At 59.2% G+C, this 16635-nt stretch carries 18 protein-coding genes; 8 read left to right on the forward strand and 10 right to left on the reverse strand.

What is annotated here, in order from left to right; all coding sequences use genetic code 11:
• Window positions 1-2 precede the first annotated feature (2 nt).
• From rdgB to KIK84_RS11215, 4 genes are all read right to left on the reverse strand, one after another.
• A complete protein-coding gene (rdgB, locus tag KIK84_RS11200; RefSeq protein ID WP_214123176.1) occupies window positions 3-605 on the reverse strand; it encodes an RdgB/HAM1 family non-canonical purine NTP pyrophosphatase in 603 nt (200 codons plus the stop codon).
• 5 nt (window positions 606-610) lie between these two features.
• Entirely contained in the window at window positions 611-1288 is a 678-nt protein-coding gene (gene rph, locus KIK84_RS11205) for a ribonuclease PH (protein WP_502757553.1), read from the reverse strand.
• A 71-nt stretch (window positions 1289-1359) separates the two neighbouring features.
• The gene (locus tag KIK84_RS11210) at window positions 1360-2262 is read right to left on the reverse strand and encodes a PP2C family protein-serine/threonine phosphatase (protein WP_214123178.1); all 903 of its coding nucleotides are present in this window, start codon (window positions 2260-2262) and stop codon (window positions 1360-1362) included.
• Window positions 2259-3257: a serine/threonine protein kinase gene (locus KIK84_RS11215; protein ID WP_214123179.1), complete on the reverse strand. Its 999-nt coding sequence runs from the start codon at window positions 3255-3257 to the stop codon at window positions 2259-2261. Before KIK84_RS11215 ends, KIK84_RS11210 begins: the two co-directional genes overlap by 4 nt.
• Before the next feature lie 46 nt (window positions 3258-3303).
• On the opposite strand from KIK84_RS11215, the gene KIK84_RS11220 reads away from it, so the two are divergent.
• From KIK84_RS11220 to rpoZ, 3 genes are read left to right on the forward strand one after another with little or no spacing between them, the layout of a single operon-like run.
• Window positions 3304-4224: a YicC/YloC family endoribonuclease gene (locus KIK84_RS11220; RefSeq protein WP_214123180.1), complete on the forward strand. Its 921-nt coding sequence runs from the start codon at window positions 3304-3306 to the stop codon at window positions 4222-4224.
• 3 nt (window positions 4225-4227) lie between these two features.
• A complete protein-coding gene (gene gmk, locus KIK84_RS11225; RefSeq protein WP_214123181.1) occupies window positions 4228-4878 on the forward strand; it encodes a guanylate kinase in 651 nt (216 codons plus the stop codon).
• A 19-nt stretch (window positions 4879-4897) separates the two neighbouring features.
• On the forward strand, window positions 4898-5101 hold the full coding sequence (rpoZ, locus tag KIK84_RS11230) for a DNA-directed RNA polymerase subunit omega (RefSeq protein WP_214123182.1): 204 nt from the start codon (window positions 4898-4900) through the stop codon (window positions 5099-5101).
• A gap of 50 nt (window positions 5102-5151) precedes the next feature.
• On the opposite strand, the gene KIK84_RS11235 is transcribed toward rpoZ, so the two are convergent.
• On the reverse strand, window positions 5152-6492 hold the full coding sequence (locus KIK84_RS11235) for a DUF2130 domain-containing protein (protein ID WP_214123183.1): 1341 nt from the start codon (window positions 6490-6492) through the stop codon (window positions 5152-5154).
• 71 nt (window positions 6493-6563) lie between these two features.
• Window positions 6564-8024: a MocR-like pyridoxine biosynthesis transcription factor PdxR gene (gene pdxR, locus KIK84_RS11240; RefSeq protein WP_214123184.1), complete on the reverse strand. Its 1461-nt coding sequence runs from the start codon at window positions 8022-8024 to the stop codon at window positions 6564-6566.
• 90 nt (window positions 8025-8114) lie between these two features.
• Between pdxR and KIK84_RS11245 the strand changes: the two genes are divergently transcribed.
• Together KIK84_RS11245 and KIK84_RS11250 are read left to right on the forward strand one after the other, a co-directional pair.
• The gene (locus tag KIK84_RS11245; RefSeq protein WP_250207921.1) at window positions 8115-8570 is read left to right on the forward strand and encodes a rhodanese-like domain-containing protein; all 456 of its coding nucleotides are present in this window, start codon (window positions 8115-8117) and stop codon (window positions 8568-8570) included.
• Window positions 8570-9034, forward strand: a complete 465-nt coding sequence (locus KIK84_RS11250; protein ID WP_250207939.1) for a GNAT family N-acetyltransferase — start codon at window positions 8570-8572, stop codon at window positions 9032-9034. Before KIK84_RS11245 ends, KIK84_RS11250 begins: the two co-directional genes overlap by 1 nt.
• Before the next feature lie 31 nt (window positions 9035-9065).
• Here KIK84_RS11250 and KIK84_RS11255 read toward each other — a convergent pair whose 3' ends face one another.
• Together KIK84_RS11255 and glmS are read right to left on the reverse strand one after the other, a co-directional pair.
• Entirely contained in the window at window positions 9066-10652 is a 1587-nt protein-coding gene (locus KIK84_RS11255; protein ID WP_214123186.1) for an LA2681 family HEPN domain-containing protein, read from the reverse strand.
• A gap of 106 nt (window positions 10653-10758) precedes the next feature.
• A complete protein-coding gene (glmS, locus tag KIK84_RS11260; protein ID WP_214123187.1) occupies window positions 10759-12675 on the reverse strand; it encodes a glutamine--fructose-6-phosphate transaminase (isomerizing) in 1917 nt (638 codons plus the stop codon).
• A 151-nt stretch (window positions 12676-12826) separates the two neighbouring features.
• Between glmS and KIK84_RS11265 the strand changes: the two genes are divergently transcribed.
• From KIK84_RS11265 to KIK84_RS11275, 3 genes are read left to right on the forward strand one after another with little or no spacing between them, the layout of a single operon-like run.
• Complete coding sequence (locus KIK84_RS11265; RefSeq protein ID WP_214123293.1) at window positions 12827-13309, forward strand: Lrp/AsnC family transcriptional regulator; 483 nt, start codon at window positions 12827-12829, stop codon at window positions 13307-13309.
• The gene (locus tag KIK84_RS11270; RefSeq protein WP_214123188.1) at window positions 13306-13758 is read left to right on the forward strand and encodes a PACE efflux transporter; all 453 of its coding nucleotides are present in this window, start codon (window positions 13306-13308) and stop codon (window positions 13756-13758) included. Before KIK84_RS11265 ends, KIK84_RS11270 begins: the two co-directional genes overlap by 4 nt.
• A 17-nt stretch (window positions 13759-13775) precedes the next feature.
• A complete protein-coding gene (locus KIK84_RS11275; protein ID WP_214123189.1) occupies window positions 13776-14390 on the forward strand; it encodes an NUDIX domain-containing protein in 615 nt (204 codons plus the stop codon).
• Here the strand turns inward: KIK84_RS11275 and KIK84_RS11280 are convergent.
• Both KIK84_RS11280 and glmU read right to left on the reverse strand, forming a co-directional pair.
• Window positions 14381-15160: a sensor histidine kinase gene (locus KIK84_RS11280; RefSeq protein WP_214123190.1), complete on the reverse strand. Its 780-nt coding sequence runs from the start codon at window positions 15158-15160 to the stop codon at window positions 14381-14383. The genes KIK84_RS11275 and KIK84_RS11280 overlap by 10 nt on opposite strands.
• A 28-nt stretch (window positions 15161-15188) precedes the next feature.
• Window positions 15189-16628: a bifunctional UDP-N-acetylglucosamine diphosphorylase/glucosamine-1-phosphate N-acetyltransferase GlmU gene (gene glmU, locus KIK84_RS11285; protein ID WP_214123191.1), complete on the reverse strand. Its 1440-nt coding sequence runs from the start codon at window positions 16626-16628 to the stop codon at window positions 15189-15191.
• Between the last annotated feature and the right edge of the window lie 7 nt (window positions 16629-16635).

Below are 16635 nucleotides of genomic sequence, written 5' to 3' on the forward strand. Positions count from 1 at the left end.
AATCAAGGCAGCCAGCGGCTGCGAATCATCTCCACCATGGCCTGCGCGGCTTGACCGCGATGGCTGTGGGCGTTTTTCACCTCGGTAGGCAATTGGGCAAAAGTCTGGCCAAACTGCTCAATGAACATCACTGGGTCAAAACCAAAACCATTGCTACCCACTGGCTCGGGAGCGATCAAGCCACTCACGCGACCTACGGCGATCAGCGGCTCAGGGTCTTCAGCACTGCGCACAGCCACCAGCGTGCTAACCATGGCTGCACGGCGGTTACTCACACCCTGCATTTGCTCCAACAAAGCACGTACATTGTTGGCATCGCTTTTTTCGTAGCCAAACTGGGTAGCGTAGTAAGCCGTGTCGACCCCCGGCAAACCACCAAAAGCATCAACACACAAACCAGCGTCGTCGGCCAGCGCGGGCAGGCCTGTGCACTGGGCGGCATTACGGGCTTTGGTCAGAGCGTTTTCCACAAAGGTGCGGTAGGGCTCGGGTGCTTCGGGCACGCCCAAATCGCCCTGGCAGACCAAGGTGCAACCCAACGGCGAGAGCATGGCTTGCAGCTCTTTGAGCTTGCCTTGGTTGTTAGAAGCCAAAACAATTTTCATGGGGCTCAGGCTTTCAGTGCTTGCTGCTGCAACACCATCAACTCGGTAATGCCTTTCTCGGCCAAGCCCAGCAAAGCATCCATTTCGCTGCGGCTAAAGGGCGCTCCCTCGGCCGTGCCCTGGATTTCCACAAAACGCCCAGCCCCGGTCATGACCACGTTCATGTCGGTATCGCAGGCCGAGTCTTCGGTGTATTCCAAATCGAGCAGTGGTGTGCCCTGCACAATGCCCACACTGATGGCAGCTACTGAAGCGATGATGGGGCTTTGAGCAATCAGCCCCTTGGCCAATAACTGATTCACTGCATCTTGGGCGGCAACAAAAGCCCCCGTAATAGCAGCTGTGCGGGTTCCACCATCGGCTTGGATCACGTCGCAGTCGAGCTGGATGGTGCGCTCACCGAGCTTACTCAAATCAAACACAGCGCGCAGCGAGCGGCCAATCAGGCGCTGAATTTCTTGCGTGCGGCCGCTTTGCTTGCCCTTGGCGGCTTCGCGGTCGCTGCGGGTGTGGGTGGCACGCGGCAACATACCGTATTCGGCCGTGACCCAACCCTCACCACTGCCACGTTTGTGGGGCGGCACGCGCTCTTCCACGGACGCGGTACACAGCACTTTGGTGTTACCAAACTCAATCAGCACCGAACCTTCGGCGTGCATGGTGTAACCACGGGTGATGCGCACGGGGCGCAATGCATCGGCTGCGCGGTTGGCGCTGCGGACAAAACTCATACCAATACTCCTGGGGAGAAAAATCAGTTCTTGCGCTCGGCAGAACGGCGGATGGCTTCATTGATCTCGGCAATCGAGCGTTCAATGGCCTCGTCATCAAAATCGTCTATCTCTATGTCATTCCAACTGGCTTGCACAGTGGAGGCAAACACGCCCTCTTCGATCGATTCGGTCGAGATGGTGCCGCGCGTGGTTTGGAATTGCTCCTCGACCTCCCACTCCAGCGCGATCATGGTCACGTTGTCACCTTTACCGCCCGCATTGGACAGGGCTAACTCCACCAAATCGGGGGCACTGTCAGTTACAGGCTTGGCACACAACTCACGTACGATATCGGCATCGGCCACAGCACTCCACAAACCGTCAGAGCACAGCATCAGGCGGTCACCACCCAACAGATGCACAGGACCTGTCACGTCGTACAGCGGCTTTACGGGTGAACCCAAGCAGGTGTAGAGCACGTTGCGGTTGACCGTTTGGGCCAGCACTTTGTCTGCCCCTTGCTCTGCGTAAGAATGGTCTTTGGTACGGGTCAACATCACGCCGTCACGCACCCAGTACAGACGGGAGTCACCGCAGTGAATCCAATACGCCTTGCCGCCCTGCACCATGCAAGCCACCAGCGTGGTGCGCGGCGAATCGCTCAAACCCTGTTCCATGGAAAAGCGCAGAATTCGGCGGTGCGCAGCCAGCAAAGCGCGTTCCAAGAAGGAAGGCACATCGGCCACTTCGGGATTGGCTTCGCGCTGAAACTGCGCCGCCACTGTGTGCAAGGCCAACTGGGCCGCTACCTCACCATGCGGATGCCCGCCCATGCCATCGGCAACCAAAAACAAGCCGCTCGCTTTGGTATAGCAATAGCCCATGCGGTCTTCGTTTTTATCACGCCCCCCCTTGCGACTGACTTGGAAGATGGAAAACTTCATTTGGTTTTTCCTTGCGCGCCTGCTGGCTTCTTGCTATCAGGCACCAAGCTGTCAAGCTGCAACCGCATCTTCTCAGCCACGCTAAGTTTGGTATAGCGTCGCTCACCTTCGCGAGCCAGCTCTTTTTGTAGTGCAAACACCGATTGGGGTCTTGCCAAGGGATCCAGCGACATGCACCACTGCACCACTTCGATCAAATTGTCCGAATACACGCCACGCATCTTGGCCAACGATGCCATCAAGCGATCCTTGTCCTGCCGCTGCGGCGCTTCTATGGGCGGATACCCTTGCATACAGGCATAAATGCAAGCGCCAATAGCGTAAATATCTGTCCACGGCCCCAACGAGGAATCGCGGCGGTACATCTCGGGAGCCGCAAAACCCGGCGTGTACATGGGGCGGATGAAGTTACCCTCTTTGCTCAGCACCTCGCGGGCAGCGCCAAAATCGATCAGCACCGCACGGTTGTCATCGGTAATGAAGACGTTGGCCGGCTTGATGTCCAAGTGCAACATCTTGTGCTGGTGCACGATGCGCAAGCCACGCAGAATTTCATCAAACAGTGACCGGATGGTGGACTCGCGAAACACCTTGGCTTTTTTCAGTTCACGGGCCGTGACGATGAAGTCTTGCAGGGGGGCTCCCTCCAAGTAGTTCATGACCATGTACACGGTCTCGTTATCACGGAAGAAATTGAGCACGCTAACCACCGACGCATGTGAAATCTGCGCCAGTGAACGCCCTTCCTCGAAAAAGCTCTTGAGCCCCAAGCGGTAGAGGGACAACTTCTCGGGCACGATCTGGGGAGTCAGCTCCCCCACATCGCGGGTAGCCAGAGAGGAAGGCAAATACTCCTTGATGGCCACTTGCTGACCTTCTGGATCCATGGCCAAGTACACCACCCCAAAACCACCTGCCGCCACTTTGCGAACAATGCGATAACCACCAATGATGGTATCTGGAGGTAGTGGCGAAGGCTTGGCCTTGGTATTCATAAATGCGGTTATTCTCGGGCCTCGTTAGACCTCAATAGGCTTATCTATGGCAGTTTACAGCATGACCGGCTACGCCAGCGCCCAGCTGAGCGATGCCACATCCCCCGCCACAGACGGTGGTTCGGCCCCTGCCCCCACGGTGCGCTTGGCGGTCGAAATCCGCTCTGTCAACAGCCGCTTTCTCGATCTTAGTTTCCGCTTGCCCGATGAGCTGCGCCAACACGAACCCGCACTGCGTGAACTGTTGCAATCTAGCCTCAAACGCGGCAAGGTAGAACTGCGCTTGGCCTTGGAACGCCTGCAAGCTACTGGAGTAAGTGACCCCTCCGTCAAACTGTTGCAACGCCTGAATGCAGCACAAGACCAAGTGCGCGCCTGGCTCCCCTCCGCTCAGCCCCTGAGCGTGGCCGAAGTGCTACGCATGGCGGGCAGCGAGCAACACACCAGCACTGACCTGAGCGAATCCATCCTACCGCTGGCGCAAGAATGCCTCAAAGAATTTGTGCAATCGCGCCAGCGCGAAGGCAAGCGCTTGGCCCAATCGCTGCAAGAGCGCATTACCCAACTGCAAGAGCTGGCCAAGCAAGCCGAGCCTCTGGTGCCTCAGTTGGTACAGCAACAGCGTGAACGCTTTTTGCAACGCTGGCGTGAAGCCATGCAACTGACCGATACCGAAGCCACACCTGAAGCCGCGCAAGAACGCGCCCTGAGCGAAGCCACTGCCTTTGCCATCCGCATCGACGTGGCCGAGGAAATCACCCGCCTGCAGTCGCACCTGAGTGAAATAGCCCAGCTACTCAAAAAAGGGGGCGACATCGGCAAACGGCTGGACTTCATCATCCAAGAACTGCACCGCGAGGCCAACACACTGGGCTCCAAATCTGCGGCACTGGAGATGAGCCGCATCAGCGTGGACATGAAAGTACTGATAGAACAAATGCGCGAGCAGGTGCAAAACATAGAATAAGCAATGGTCTCAACAACATCCCCTGCATTCCCTGCCGACTACCCCGGCAACCTGTTTGTGGTGGCTGCCCCCAGTGGTGCGGGCAAGTCCAGCCTGTGCAAAGCCCTGCTGGAGCTGGACTCGCGCCTGCAGCCCTCGGTATCGCACACCACCCGCGCCCCGCGTGGCCAAGAAAAGCATGGCCGTGAATACTTCTTCGTCTCGCCACAAGAGTTCGACTCCATGGTCGAAACCAACGCCTTCTTGGAATGGGCCAACGTCCACTCCAACCGCTACGGCACCTCGCGCAAAGCCATTGAAGAACGCATGGCACAAGGCTCGGACGTGATTTTGGAAATCGACTTCCAAGGCGCCATGCAGGTGAAAGAAAAGTTTGCAAACGCCGTATGCATCTTCATCTTGCCACCTAGCTGGGAAGAACTGCGCTCACGCCTAGAACGCCGTGGCGAAGACGCACCCGACACCATTGAACTGCGCATGCGCAATGCCCAAGTGGAAGTAGCGCAGGCCAGCCAATTCGACTTCGTTATAATCAACGAGTTATTTGACCGGGCCTTGTTCGATCTGAAAGCCATCGTTCATGCCCAGCGTCTGAAGTTTGCAGCCCAACGCCGCGCCCGGGCTGAAACTTTCCAAGCACTCAATATCGCGTAAACACACCGGAGCTCTACACATGGCACGCATCACCGTTGAAGACTGCCTCAAGCAAGTCCCTAACCGCTTCCAACTGGTTCTGGCCGCTACCTACCGTGCACGCATGCTCAGCCAAGGCCACACCGCCAAGGTAGAGAGCAAGAACAAACCCGCCGTGACTGCTCTGCGCGAAATCGCCGCAGGCAAAGTCGGCGTGGAAATGCTCAAGAAAGTACCGCTGTAATCCAGCGCCTTTCTTCCAATAAAAAAACCGCAGCCTAGGCTGCGGTTTTTTTATGCCTCTCCGGCTAGGTTAGCGGGGTTAGATTTCGCCTGCGCAAACTTTTCGGCCATGGTGGGGTTGCCACGGGTCAGTTTTTTGATGGTCACATCCTGCGCCTTGTCATTGGCCAAGCGCAGGTTGCGGTCTGTACCCAGCAGGGCTTCTTTGGTTTTTTGCAGGTGATCGATGGACTTGTCGATCTCATCAATCGCCGTCTGAAAGCGCCGCGAAGCCAGGTCGTAGTTCTTGGCAAAGGCGGACTTGAACGACTCCAGCTCGTTCTCGAAGTTGGTCACATCCACGCTCTGCGCCTTCACCAACGCCAACTCGGTCTTGTACTGCAGCGCGTTCATCGCCGCGTTGCGCAACAGTGTGATGATGGGGATGAAGAACTGCGGGCGGATCACGTACATCTTGGGGTAGCGGTAAGACACATCCACAATGCCCGTGTTGTACAGCTCGCTCTCGGGCTCCAGCAGCGACACCAACACCGCGTACTCGCAGCCTTTTTCGGTGCGGTCTTTGTCCAGCTCTTTGAAGAAGTCTTCGTTGCGCTTTTTGGTGGCGGTGGTCTCGCTCTCGTTTTTCATCTCAAACATGATGGAGACGATTTCCGTGCCCCCCTCGTCTTGGTCGCGGAAGATGTAGTCACCCTTGCTACCGCTGCTGGCATCGTTGTCCTTCTCAAAGTAGGCCCGCTGGAACGCCGTTGGGCGCAGGCGGTTGAACTCGGTCTCGCAGTGCTGCTCCAGCGTTTCGCCCACCATCTTGGTGGACAGGCGCGCCTTCATGTCGCGCAGGCGCTCTATGGCTTCATCGCGGTCTTTGAGCTGGGTTTCGTACTTGTCTTTGAGCGACTGCTCCGCCAACTGCTTAGCCATCTCGCTCTGATCCAGTTGGGCGCGCAGGGCTTGTAGCTCAGCGTCTTTGGCGGCCACGGCCTGCTGGTATTTCACTTGCAGCTGGGCGCGGTTCAACTCGGCAGCGGCTTGCTGCTCACGCTGCATCTGCTGCAGGTCGTGGGCCAGCTTGTCGCGCTCTTGTTGCAAGGCTCCCAAGGCTTCGCTCACGGCCAGTTTGCGCTCCACATCCGCCGCCTGCAGCTGGGCAGTCAGTTGGGCACGCAGCTGCGCCAGCTCGGCCTGCTGGGCAGCGGCTGCGCGTTGCAGCTCGGTCGCGGCGGTGGCTTTGGCCAGTTGCAGCGCGCTGTGCTTTTCGCGCTCGGCCACAGCCAAGCGCCCTTGTAGCTCGCGCTCAAACTCCGCGCCCTTGACCTGCTGCAGTATGTCCGCGTACCCGGACTCGTCAATCTTGAATGCGGTGCCACAGTGCGGGCATTGGATGTCGTGCATGTTGTTTCTTTCTAGTTGGCTGATTACACACTGACTGCAGCATGCAGCCAGTGCGCGTGCATATTGAATATTTATGGTCGTAGTTTGCCCAAAAGCGCCGCCGCCCGCTCAATCTCTGCAGGCTCCAAGGCGGCAAAACCCAGCAGCCAGCCGTCGACTGCGTTGGGCTTTGCGTACAGCGGCCCCAAACGGGGAGTGGCAACCCCCAGTGCAGCGGCGGTCAGTGTCAGTTTTTGCTCTGTACCGTGTGGCAGCAGTACCACCATCTGCAGCCCTCCGTTGCAGGGCAATGGCTGGGCCCACGGGCAGTGCTGGGCCAAGGCCTGCAGCAACAGGTCGCGCCGGCTGCGGTACAGACGGCGCATGTGGCGCAGGTGGGCAGCGAAATAACCCTGCTCCATGAACTGCGCCGTAACAGCCTGCGGCCACTGCGCGCTGTGCCCATCCATGACGCTGCGGGCGGTCACCAGCGGTATCACCAGCTCGGGCGGCAGCACCGCGTAGGCCAGCCGCAGCGATGGGAACAAGGTCTTGGAAAAAGTGCCCACATAAATCACCCGCTGCCCACCGTCCAGCCCTTGCAGACTGGGCGTAGCGCGTGCGTCGTACAAAAACTCGCTGTCGTAGTCGTCTTCCACAATCCAGCACCCATGCTGGTGGGCGTAGTCCACCAGCGCCATGCGCCGCTCCAGGCTCAGGGTGGCGCCCGTGGGGTATTGGTGCGAAGGGGTGAGGTAGATCAAGCGCGGCGGCTCCAGCGTGAAGTCGGGCACCAAGCCTTGGGCATCCACCGGCATGGGCACGACCGTGGCACCGGCTGCTTCAAACGCCGTGCGCGCACCCCGGTAGCCCGGGTCTTCCACCCAGACCCGCTGCCCTGGGTCCAGCAGCGCGGTAGCCAGCAGCTGCAGTGCCTGCTGCGAACTGGTCAGCACCAGCACCTGCTCTGCCGTGCAGGCCACCGCCCGCGACTGCGTCAGGTACTGCGTCAGCGCTTGGCGCAGGTCTTGGCGGCCTTGGGGGTCGCCATAGCGCATCAGGTCTTGCGGCTGTGTGCGCAACAGCCGGGCACTGAGTTGACGCCACAGTGCATGGTCAAAAGCCCGCAAGTCCGGGCTGCCCGCAGCAAAAGCCTGCAACTGCAGCGGCTCCATACAGCCGCCCGTGTTCACCAGCATCTGCCCGCGCCGTGACAGTGCCAGCGGTGTGGCTGGTTTAGCTGGTGTTGAGGGTACGCGGCCAGTCGCTCGGGTCTGCGGCATGGCTTGCAGCTCGGCCACAAAGCTGCCGCGCCCAGTGTGGCGCATGACATAGCCCTCGGCCTCCAGCTGGGCATAGGCTGCCTCCACCGTCACCCGGGACACTCCCAAATCCTGCGCCAGCACACGGCTGGCTGGCAGGCGTTGCCCTGCTGCCAAAGTGCCGCTGCGCATAGCCTGGCGCAGCGCAGCACACACCCGCTCGCGCAGCCCTTGGCTGCTGGCTGCAGCATCAAACAAGGTGGTCCACAAACTGGGCTGGGCAGGTTTCATTGGTCTTATACAGATTCATTAATTGGCATTAATGGTAAGACCACTTAACCCTACAGTGGAGTCCCGTCTCAACGGTTTAAGGAGTTTTTCATGGCGCAGCCTGCTTCCCACGTTCTGGCCTATGCACCCGCCAGCCCGGCCCAGATGGCCGAATTCATGGCCCACAAGCTCAGCTACCACGCCGATGCGTGGGACGTGGCCGAAGACCTGCGCGCCGGCGTGGCGCAACTGGTCGTCATAGACACCCGGTCCGAAGCGCTCTACGCACGCGGCCATGTGCCCGGTGCTATCAACTTTCCGCACCGCTTGATGACCGCAGAAAGCACCGCCCGGCTCGACCGCAGCAAGGTGTATGTCACCTACTGCGACGGCATCGGCTGCAATGGCTCGACCAAAGGTGCGTACAAACTGGCCAGCCTGGGCTTTACCGTGAAGGAAATGCTGGGTGGCTTGGACTTTTGGATACGCGACGGGCAACCGCTGGCCACCGGCAGCGAACCGGGCACCATGCCAGCCAATGCGGCAGCTATTGAGTGTGCGTGTTGATGGAGCAGCAGGCCAAGGCTTGGCGCGTGAACCGCGCTTTGCCAGAGCATGCTGCACTGCTTACGCCTTTGTGCGCCGCCCATGCAGCCTACGAGCAATGCAGCTTTGCAGTGGTTGGGCATACAGAGCGCCTGCATGCGGCACTAGCTGACAAGTTGGTACACATATGGTGGCTGGAATTGGTCAACACAGGTGAAGCCGCAGGCTATGCCAGCGTCACCCTTGACTGGGCAACCCTGACTGCGCAGCCCTTTGCACATTTGGACTGTCTGTATCTGGTTGATGCTGTACGTGGCCTTGGTGCAGGGCGAATGCTTGTAGAGCAAGTCATCCGATTTGCGCGGGAACAAGGCTGCATTGACCTGCAGTGGCAAACACCGCACTGGAACACTGGCGCTATCCGCTTTTATCATCGGCTAGGTGCCGGTTCGCAGACAAAGGAGCGATTTACGTTGGGGCTGTGAATCAGGGGTGCTGCGAATTGCGAAAGCCAAACTAGTTTGGGTCCCGCCGCTTTCGCCTATCGTTGAGGCCGAAGATTGGCATAGAGCCAATGAGCTGCGGCGGCATTGCGAGTCGCTTCCTCCGCTCTTCGACGCCAATTGCCATGGAAACATAGAACAGCGCGGATCGAGCCATTTGCATGACACGTATTGTTTTGGCTTCGAGCTCATCACTGCCGATGGATATACCGAATCCGCTGCTGCTCTCCCCGGTAATCATGAATGGCTTAGCCCAACCTTCGCTCACACGCAGATAGGTGTGTTCTAGGGCATTGCGGATGACGTGCAATTCACGAGCATCAGCAGCAGTGGTCTGTTTGAGCTGCTCGTCGAACAACTCCTTCGATAGCCAGTACAAGCCACGCAATGGCAGGTTATCCAATTGGTCGAACTGAGGTAACAGGCGTGCTTTGCCCTCGACCATCCACACGTTCTTGAAGCTAATCTTGTCTTGTGTCTTCCCCAGTTTCCAGTAGCGATCAACGAGAAAGGCGACCTTATCAAGCAGAGAATACGCGACGCGAAAGGCCGTACGGACCCGCTCGCTTGCCAGCGAATAGAGCGGATAGTCGAGAGTGTCAGTAAGTGCGACATTGCGATCAGAGAAGTGCACACGTGTACTGCTCAAACCGTCGAACAGCATGAAGCGTGCAGACACGTACTCCTGCTTCATCTGACTGAAGAAGCCAACGATTGGCGGGGGAAGGTGCCCGTCCGAACGATCACCAATTCGTTCGATCAGAGGCGGCAACATAAGGTCATCGGTGGATGCGGCAAGATGCGGGCCCAGGTCGTTCAATGGGCTCAAAAAGAGACGGTGTTTCAGACACCATCGGCGATAAGCTCGCTCACTCTTTGATCGGCCTTCGTTGCCTTGATCAAGGCACTGAATCGCCCGAACCGCATCAACATCGACCGCGCGACCGAGTGTCATTGCCTGATCAGCAAAGTAAGCAGTTGCGCCTTGCGAATCAACTGATTCGAAAAATGAGTCCCTGCCCAGCGCCAGATGGAGGCTGTCTACCGCATGCAAAGCAAGGATCGCTCGCTCTCGGTCATCCATCAACATTCCAACATAACTTTTGAGGCCACAGCCTCTGTTTCCCCAAGCCTTCGCAAAGTTTGGGATGATCTGTAAGGCGGCGTCCCATACTGCGATTGCATCAATTGTTCGCCCAACCATGTTCAGTAGATTCGCCTGATTGGTGAGAATCTGGCACCGACGAACCTTATCGAGGCTTGCAAAGCCGACGTGATTTGCAGCACGGGAGAGAGCAAGCAACTCTGCTTGCCGTTCCTTCGACTCCCAAGACCATGATTGGCGAACGTTTGCTATGAGCGACAGCGCGGCCCAGGCGTTAGCTCGAAAGTACTCGATCAACGCACCGTCTGTGGCGATGAGTTCACGGTCTGCGAGTTCGTCAAGCAGGTAGAGAGCACGTTTGGCGCCGCGCTCGAAGGACGCGTCAGTGGCATCGTCTATCAACTGGCCGATATGCTCCAGTGCCTCTGCAGCACTCATTTTCGCTATGCTGCGTTCGCACAGCTTTTTGAGTTGATTGAAATCTGGATGGGTCATTACCTTGGACGCTTCATCAAGGGCTATTTTTCCTAGCACTCCGCATAGTCCCAAGGGCTACTACCGATAGCAATAGTAGATGGCGAGATCACAGTACCCCATCCCCTCACTCCACCGTCACACTCTTAGCCAGGTTCCGCGGCTTGTCCACATCCGTGCCGCGCGCGCAGGCGGTGTGGTAGCTCAGCAGTTGCAGGGGCACTACGTGCAGCAGGGGCGATAGCGCGCCGTAGTGTTCGGGCATGCGGATGACGTGCACGCCCTCGCTGCTCTCGATGCGGGTATCCGCATCGGCCAGCACGTACAGCACGCCGCCACGGGCGCGCACTTCTTGCATATTGCTCTTGAGCTTTTCCAGCAGCGCGTCGTTGGGGGCAACGGTGACCACGGGCATTTCGCTCGTCACCAGCGCCAGCGGGCCGTGTTTGAGCTCGCCTGCGGCATAGGCCTCGGCGTGGATGTAGGTGATCTCTTTGAGCTTGAGTGCACCCTCCATGGCGATGGGGTAATGCAAACCACGGCCCAAGAACAGGGCGTTTTCCTTGCGGGCAAAGTCGTCGGCCCAGGCCATGATTTGCGGCTCCAAAGCCAGCACGGCTTGCAGGGCGGCGGGCAGGTGACGCAGGGCTTTGATGTGCTCGGCCTCTTGTGCATCGGTCAGGCGGCCTTTGGCTTGGGCCAGACACAGCGTCAGCAAAAACAAGCCTGCCAGCTGGGTGGTAAAGGCCTTGGTCGATGCCACGCCGATCTCCACCCCGGCGCGGGTCACGTAGGCCAAACTGCACTCGCGCACCATGGCGCTGGTGGCCACGTTGCAGATGGTCAGCGTGTGCTTCATGCCCAGGCTCTGGGCGTGGCGCAGCGCGGCCAAGGTGTCGGCGGTTTCGCCGCTTTGGGTGATGGTGACGACCAGCGTGTTGGGGTTGGGCACGGACTCGCGGTAGCGGTATTCGCTGGCTATCTCCACCTGCGTGGGCACTTTGGCAATGCTCTCCAGCCAGTACTTGGCCGCGCAGCCGCTGTAGTAGCTGGTGCCGCAGGCGAGGATGAGCACCGAGTCGATCTGCTGGAACACGCGGGCGGCGTTCTGGCCGGGGGCGTGGTTCATGGCGGCTTCAAACAGCTCGGGCACGATGCCCTCTATGCCTTCCAGCGTGTCGGCAATGGCGCGGGGCTGCTCGAAGATTTCCTTTTGCATGTAGTGGCGGTACGGCCCCAGCTCGGCTGCACCGCTGTGGGCTTGCACGGTGCGCACGGGGCGCTGTGCGGGGGCCACGGCCTTGTGCTCTTTGTCCACCAGCCAGTATTTGCCCAGCTGGATGTCCACCACGTCGCCCTCTTCCAAGTAAACAATCTGGTCAGTCACGCCCGCCAGCGCCATGGCGTCACTGGCCAAGAAATGCTCTTGCCCGTCTTGGCCCACGCCCAAAATGAGGGGCGACCCGGCGCGTGCGCCGATGAGGCGGCCCGGCTCGTCCTTGTGGAACACGGCGATGGCATACGCGCCGTGCAGTTGGGCGGTAGCGGCCTTCACGGCCTCGAACAAGTCGCCGCTGTACAGGCTGTCCACCAAGTGGGCGACGACTTCGGTGTCCGTCTGGCTGGCGAACACATAGCCCTTGGCCTGCAGGGCAACGCGCAGTTCTTCGTAGTTTTCAATAATGCCGTTGTGCACCAGTGCCACACGGCCAGCGCGGCTGGCTGCGTCTGCGCCCGCGCCGTGGCTGAAATGGGGGTGGGCGTTGTGCACTGCGGGTGCGCCGTGGGTGGCCCAGCGGGTGTGGGCGATGCCCAGTTGGCCTTGCAGGCCGGTGGAGTTGATCTGCTCTTGCAACTCCGCCACGCGGGAGGTGGAGCGGGCGCGCTGCAGGCCAGCTTGTGCGCCGCCTTGTGTGCCGTTATTGCCTTGGGCATACACGGCCACGCCGCAGGAGTCGTAACCCCGGTATTCGAGCCGCTGCAAACCCTGCACCAGCACGGGAACCACATTGCGCGTTGACACTGCACCGACGATGCCACACATAGCCACTCTCCTTGAAATACGTTGACCAAGCCTATTAGCGATGGGCTCCATGCTAGCCACGCCAAAAGAAATTAATTTTTGTTTTTCTTTTATTTTTGTTTTTATATTTCACAAATAACTGCGATTGAAATTTTCATTCAAAATGCTGCACATGAAGGAAGAAATAACACTGGATGCCATAGACCTGCAGTTACTGGCCGTGCTGCAGCAAGACGCCTCGCTGAGAAACCAAGCGCTGGCCGAGCGGGTGCATACCTCGCCCCCCACCTGCCTGCGCCGCGTCAAGCGCCTGCACGAGGCCGGGCTGATAGAGCGGCAAATCGCCGTCCTACAACCCGAGCGCGTGGCGGCGGTGGTCGGCCACGGCATCACCGCGCTGGTGGAAGTCACGCTGGATAGGCAAGACGCGCAGAGCATGGATGCCTTCGAGTCCCTGGCCTGCGCCGAGGCCACCGTGCAGCAGTGCTACCGCGTCTCACCCGGGCCGGACTTTGTGCTGGTGGTGCACAGCAGCGACATGCCGGCCTACCAGCAGCTATGCCAGCGCCTCTTTACCGCCAATGCCAACGTGCGCAATGTGAAGAGCTTCTTCAGCCTCAAACGCGCCAAGTTTGGTGCCACACTGCCGCTATGACTGCTCCCCTCCCCTCGCACCGCAAAAGCCTGCGCGAGCGCATCGTCCACGCACTGCTGTTTGAAGTGATTGCCGTGTGCCTGTGCTCCCCGCTGTTCGCGTGGTTTACCGACCATGGCGTACTGGACATGGGCTTGCTCAACCTCGCCATATCGCTCATGGCGCTGGTATGGAACATGGTGGTGACCCGCGTGCAAGACGGGCTACTGGCCACCTATATGCTGGACAAAACTTGGCGCGTGCGCATTGCCCACGCACTGGTGCTAGAGGGCGGGCTGGCCGTGGGCTCCATCACGCTGGCCGCTTGGTGGCTGGACATCAGCCTGTGGCAAGCTTTTGTGCTGGACATGGGCATCTTGCTGTTTTTCATGCCCTACACGGTGGTCTACAACTGGCTCTACGACCGCTTGCGCCACCACTTTATTAGCCCCTCTACCGCCTCTCACTAACCCATCTTGCCCCCACCATGAAACCACAAGCCGCCCCCATTCCAGCCGATACGGATCGCGTGCGCATCGTGCGCAGCGAGTTGCTCTCCGACAGCTGGTACACGTTGAGAAAAACCACCTTTGTTCTGCGGCTGCGCAATGATCAGTGGCAAGAGCAAGTGCGCGAAACCTATGACCGGGGCAACGGTGCGACGCTGCTGCTGTTCAACCGTGCGCAGCAGACAGTGGTGCTGACACGGCAGTTTCGCTTTCCCAGCTTTGTGAACGGCAACAGCGACGGCATGCTGATAGAGACTTGCGCGGGCCTGCTCGATGGCGACGATGCCGAGAGCTGCATCCGCCGCGAGGCCGAGGAGGAAACGGGCTACCGCATCCGCGCACCCCGCAAGGTGTTTGAGGCCTATATGAGCCCAGGCTCCGTGACCGAGAAGCTGCATTTTTTTGTGGCCGAGTACGAGGCGGCGGACCTCGTGGGAGCGGGTGGCGGCCTGCACCATGAGGGTGAAGACATCGAGGTGCTGGAACTGCCCCTGCAAGACGCACTGGCCATGGTGCGCGATGGCCGCATCCAAGATGGCAAAACCATCATGCTGCTGCAACACGCAGCGCTGATGGGCTTGGATCAGCTCTGAACCGACTCGGTAGCTGCGGCAGGCAGTAGCTCCAGCGTGGCGGTGAAGCCCGCATCGGGCACACCGTGCAGGTGCAAACTAGCGCCCATGCGCTGCAAAGCCTTACGGGCTATGGCCAAGCCCACGCCTTGGCCTGGGTAGGCAGTGGCAGAGTGCGCACGCGAAAACACCTTGCCCAAGCGCACGCAGGCTTCGGTAGGGCAGCCAGCGCCGTTGTCTTGTACCAGCAGCTTGATAGTGTCTGCATCTGCATCCACCGTGATGCGCACCCACGCGTGGGGACGGCCTTGGGTGAATTTGACTGCGTTGTCTAGCACCGCTTGCAGTGCGGTGCGCAGCATGCCAATGTCAGCTTGCACCAACAGGTCTGCAGGCACTTGCACCTGCCATTGCACAGCGGGACTAGCGCCGTGCTGCAGCTTGTCAACCAACTCGGCCACCAGCACGGCCAAAGGCACAGGATGAATGTCCAAGTCAGCGGTGCCAATGCGGCTAAAGGCCAACAGACCATCGAGCATGCCACCGAGCTTGTGGGCTGAATCGGTAACGGTGCGCAAAAAGCTTTGGTGCTCGGGGTCGAGCGTGGGACCGGCCTCGTCTTGCACGATTTGGGCAAACGACACAATGTGCCGCAACGGCGCACGCAAGTCGTGCGAGACGGCGTAGGCAAAGTCTTGCATCTCTTGCCGCTGGGCTGCCAATTCGGCTTGCAAGTCGGCCAAGGCTTTATGCAACGCAACGGTGTCAAGGGGCTGCTCTACTGCACTCATGCTCACACTTTCAGCTAGGGTTAAAGCCTTATTTGCGCACTTTTTGTGGTCGTTGCCAATTGGGAATGCTGAGCTGTTTGGCCCGTGCCACAGTCAAAGCCCCCGGCTCGGTGCTCTTTGTCACGGTAGAGCCACCGCCCACCGTACCACCGGTGCCGATAGTTACAGGAGCCACCAGCACACAGTTGCTGCCCACGTGCACATCGGCCTCGATCACGGTGCGGTGCTTGTTGGCACCGTCGTAGTTGGCTGTGATGCTGCCTGCGCCATAGTTCACGCGCTCGCCCACCGTGGCATCGCCAAGGTAAGCCAAATGGTTGGCTTTGGCACCGGCGGCGAGGCTGGAGTTTTTCACTTCCACAAAATTGCCAATATGCACCTCTTGCCCCAAATGCGCACCAGGCCGCAGGCGGGCAAAGGGCCCCACCAAAGCACCGGCCCCCACAGTCACGCCGAGCTTTTCCCCGTCGATGTGGGTGAAAGGGTGGATCACCGCGCCATCATGGATCACACAGTTGGCCAGCACACAGTGCGCTCCTATGCGCACGCCTTGCCCCAAGGTCACTTGCCCTTCAAAGACGCAATTGACATCGATGCTGACATCGCGCTCGCACAGCAAATCACCGCGCACATCGATGCGCGCAGGATCGGCCAAGCGCACACCCTGCTCCATGAGGCGGTGGGCTTGGCGCAACTGGTAAGCACGCTCCAACTCGGCCAATTGCACAGGGCTGTTCACTCCCGCCACTTGCAGCGCATCGTCAATCTTGTAGGCCACTACTGGCGCGCCCTCTTGCACGGCAAAGCGCACGATATCGGTCAGGTAGTACTCGCCTTGGGCATTGTTGTTGTCCAACTGGGCCAGCCAGCGCTTCAGGTCTACAGCCGGAACGGCCATGATGCCGCTGTAGATCTCGGTGATGGCACGCTGTTCTTCGGTCGCATCCTTGTGCTCCACAATGGCCTGCACTTGACCATCGGCACCACGCACGATGCGCCCGTATCCGGCTGGGTTGGGCTGCTCCAAGGTAAGCAAAGCCATGTGCTGGCCATCGGTGGCCTTGAGCACGTGGTACAGCGTATGGGGCATGGTGAGCGGCACATCGCCACTGAGGATAACGACCATGCCGTCGTCGGCCAAATGCGGCAAAGCTTGCTGCACCGCATGCCCAGTACCCAGTTGAGGCTCTTGGCGAGCAAACTGCAAATCAAAGTCGGCTGCAAAGCCAGTTTTATTGGCGCAGGCTGTCTCCACCTCGGCAGCTCCATGACCAGTAATGACTACCACCTTGCGCGCCAACAATTCCGCCGCTGTATCCAGCACGTGGTGCAACAAGGGTTTTCCGGCCAGCGCGTGTAGCACTTTGGGCAAAACACTTTTCATGCGTGTGCCTTTACCCGCCGCCATAATGACCACATCCACGGCAGGTGCCGCTACTACATAGCTTGCTTGTTGTTTGGTGTTCATAAACCTA

It is taken from the genome of Curvibacter sp. CHRR-16, assembly GCF_018474005.1.
Classification (GTDB): Bacteria; Pseudomonadota; Gammaproteobacteria; order Burkholderiales; family Burkholderiaceae_C; genus Allorhodoferax.

Coding starts and splice junctions, on each gene's coding strand:
- rdgB (WP_214123176.1), bottom strand. CDS start 605: ATGAAAATTGTTTTGGCTTCTAACAACCAAGGCAAGCTCAAAGAGCTG.
- KIK84_RS11250 (WP_250207939.1), top strand. CDS start 8,570: ATGGAGCAGCAGGCCAAGGCTTGGCGCGTGAACCGCGCTTTGCCAGAG.
- pdxR (WP_214123184.1), bottom strand. CDS start 8,024: ATGAAACCTGCCCAGCCCAGTTTGTGGACCACCTTGTTTGATGCTGCA.
- KIK84_RS11215 (WP_214123179.1), bottom strand. CDS start 3,257: ATGAATACCAAGGCCAAGCCTTCGCCACTACCTCCAGATACCATCATT.
- glmU (WP_214123191.1), bottom strand. CDS start 16,628: ATGAACACCAAACAACAAGCAAGCTATGTAGTAGCGGCACCTGCCGTG.
- KIK84_RS11255 (WP_214123186.1), bottom strand. CDS start 10,652: ATGACCCATCCAGATTTCAATCAACTCAAAAAGCTGTGCGAACGCAGC.
- KIK84_RS11220 (WP_214123180.1), top strand. CDS start 3,304: ATGGCAGTTTACAGCATGACCGGCTACGCCAGCGCCCAGCTGAGCGAT.
- gmk (WP_214123181.1), top strand. CDS start 4,228: ATGGTCTCAACAACATCCCCTGCATTCCCTGCCGACTACCCCGGCAAC.
- KIK84_RS11235 (WP_214123183.1), bottom strand. CDS start 6,492: ATGCACGACATCCAATGCCCGCACTGTGGCACCGCATTCAAGATTGAC.
- KIK84_RS11280 (WP_214123190.1), bottom strand. CDS start 15,160: ATGAGTGCAGTAGAGCAGCCCCTTGACACCGTTGCGTTGCATAAAGCC.
- rpoZ (WP_214123182.1), top strand. CDS start 4,898: ATGGCACGCATCACCGTTGAAGACTGCCTCAAGCAAGTCCCTAACCGC.
- KIK84_RS11245 (WP_250207921.1), top strand. CDS start 8,115: ATGGCGCAGCCTGCTTCCCACGTTCTGGCCTATGCACCCGCCAGCCCG.
- glmS (WP_214123187.1), bottom strand. CDS start 12,675: ATGTGTGGCATCGTCGGTGCAGTGTCAACGCGCAATGTGGTTCCCGTG.
- KIK84_RS11270 (WP_214123188.1), top strand. CDS start 13,306: ATGACTGCTCCCCTCCCCTCGCACCGCAAAAGCCTGCGCGAGCGCATC.
- KIK84_RS11275 (WP_214123189.1), top strand. CDS start 13,776: ATGAAACCACAAGCCGCCCCCATTCCAGCCGATACGGATCGCGTGCGC.
- KIK84_RS11265 (WP_214123293.1), top strand. CDS start 12,827: ATGAAGGAAGAAATAACACTGGATGCCATAGACCTGCAGTTACTGGCC.
- KIK84_RS11210 (WP_214123178.1), bottom strand. CDS start 2,262: ATGAAGTTTTCCATCTTCCAAGTCAGTCGCAAGGGGGGGCGTGATAAA.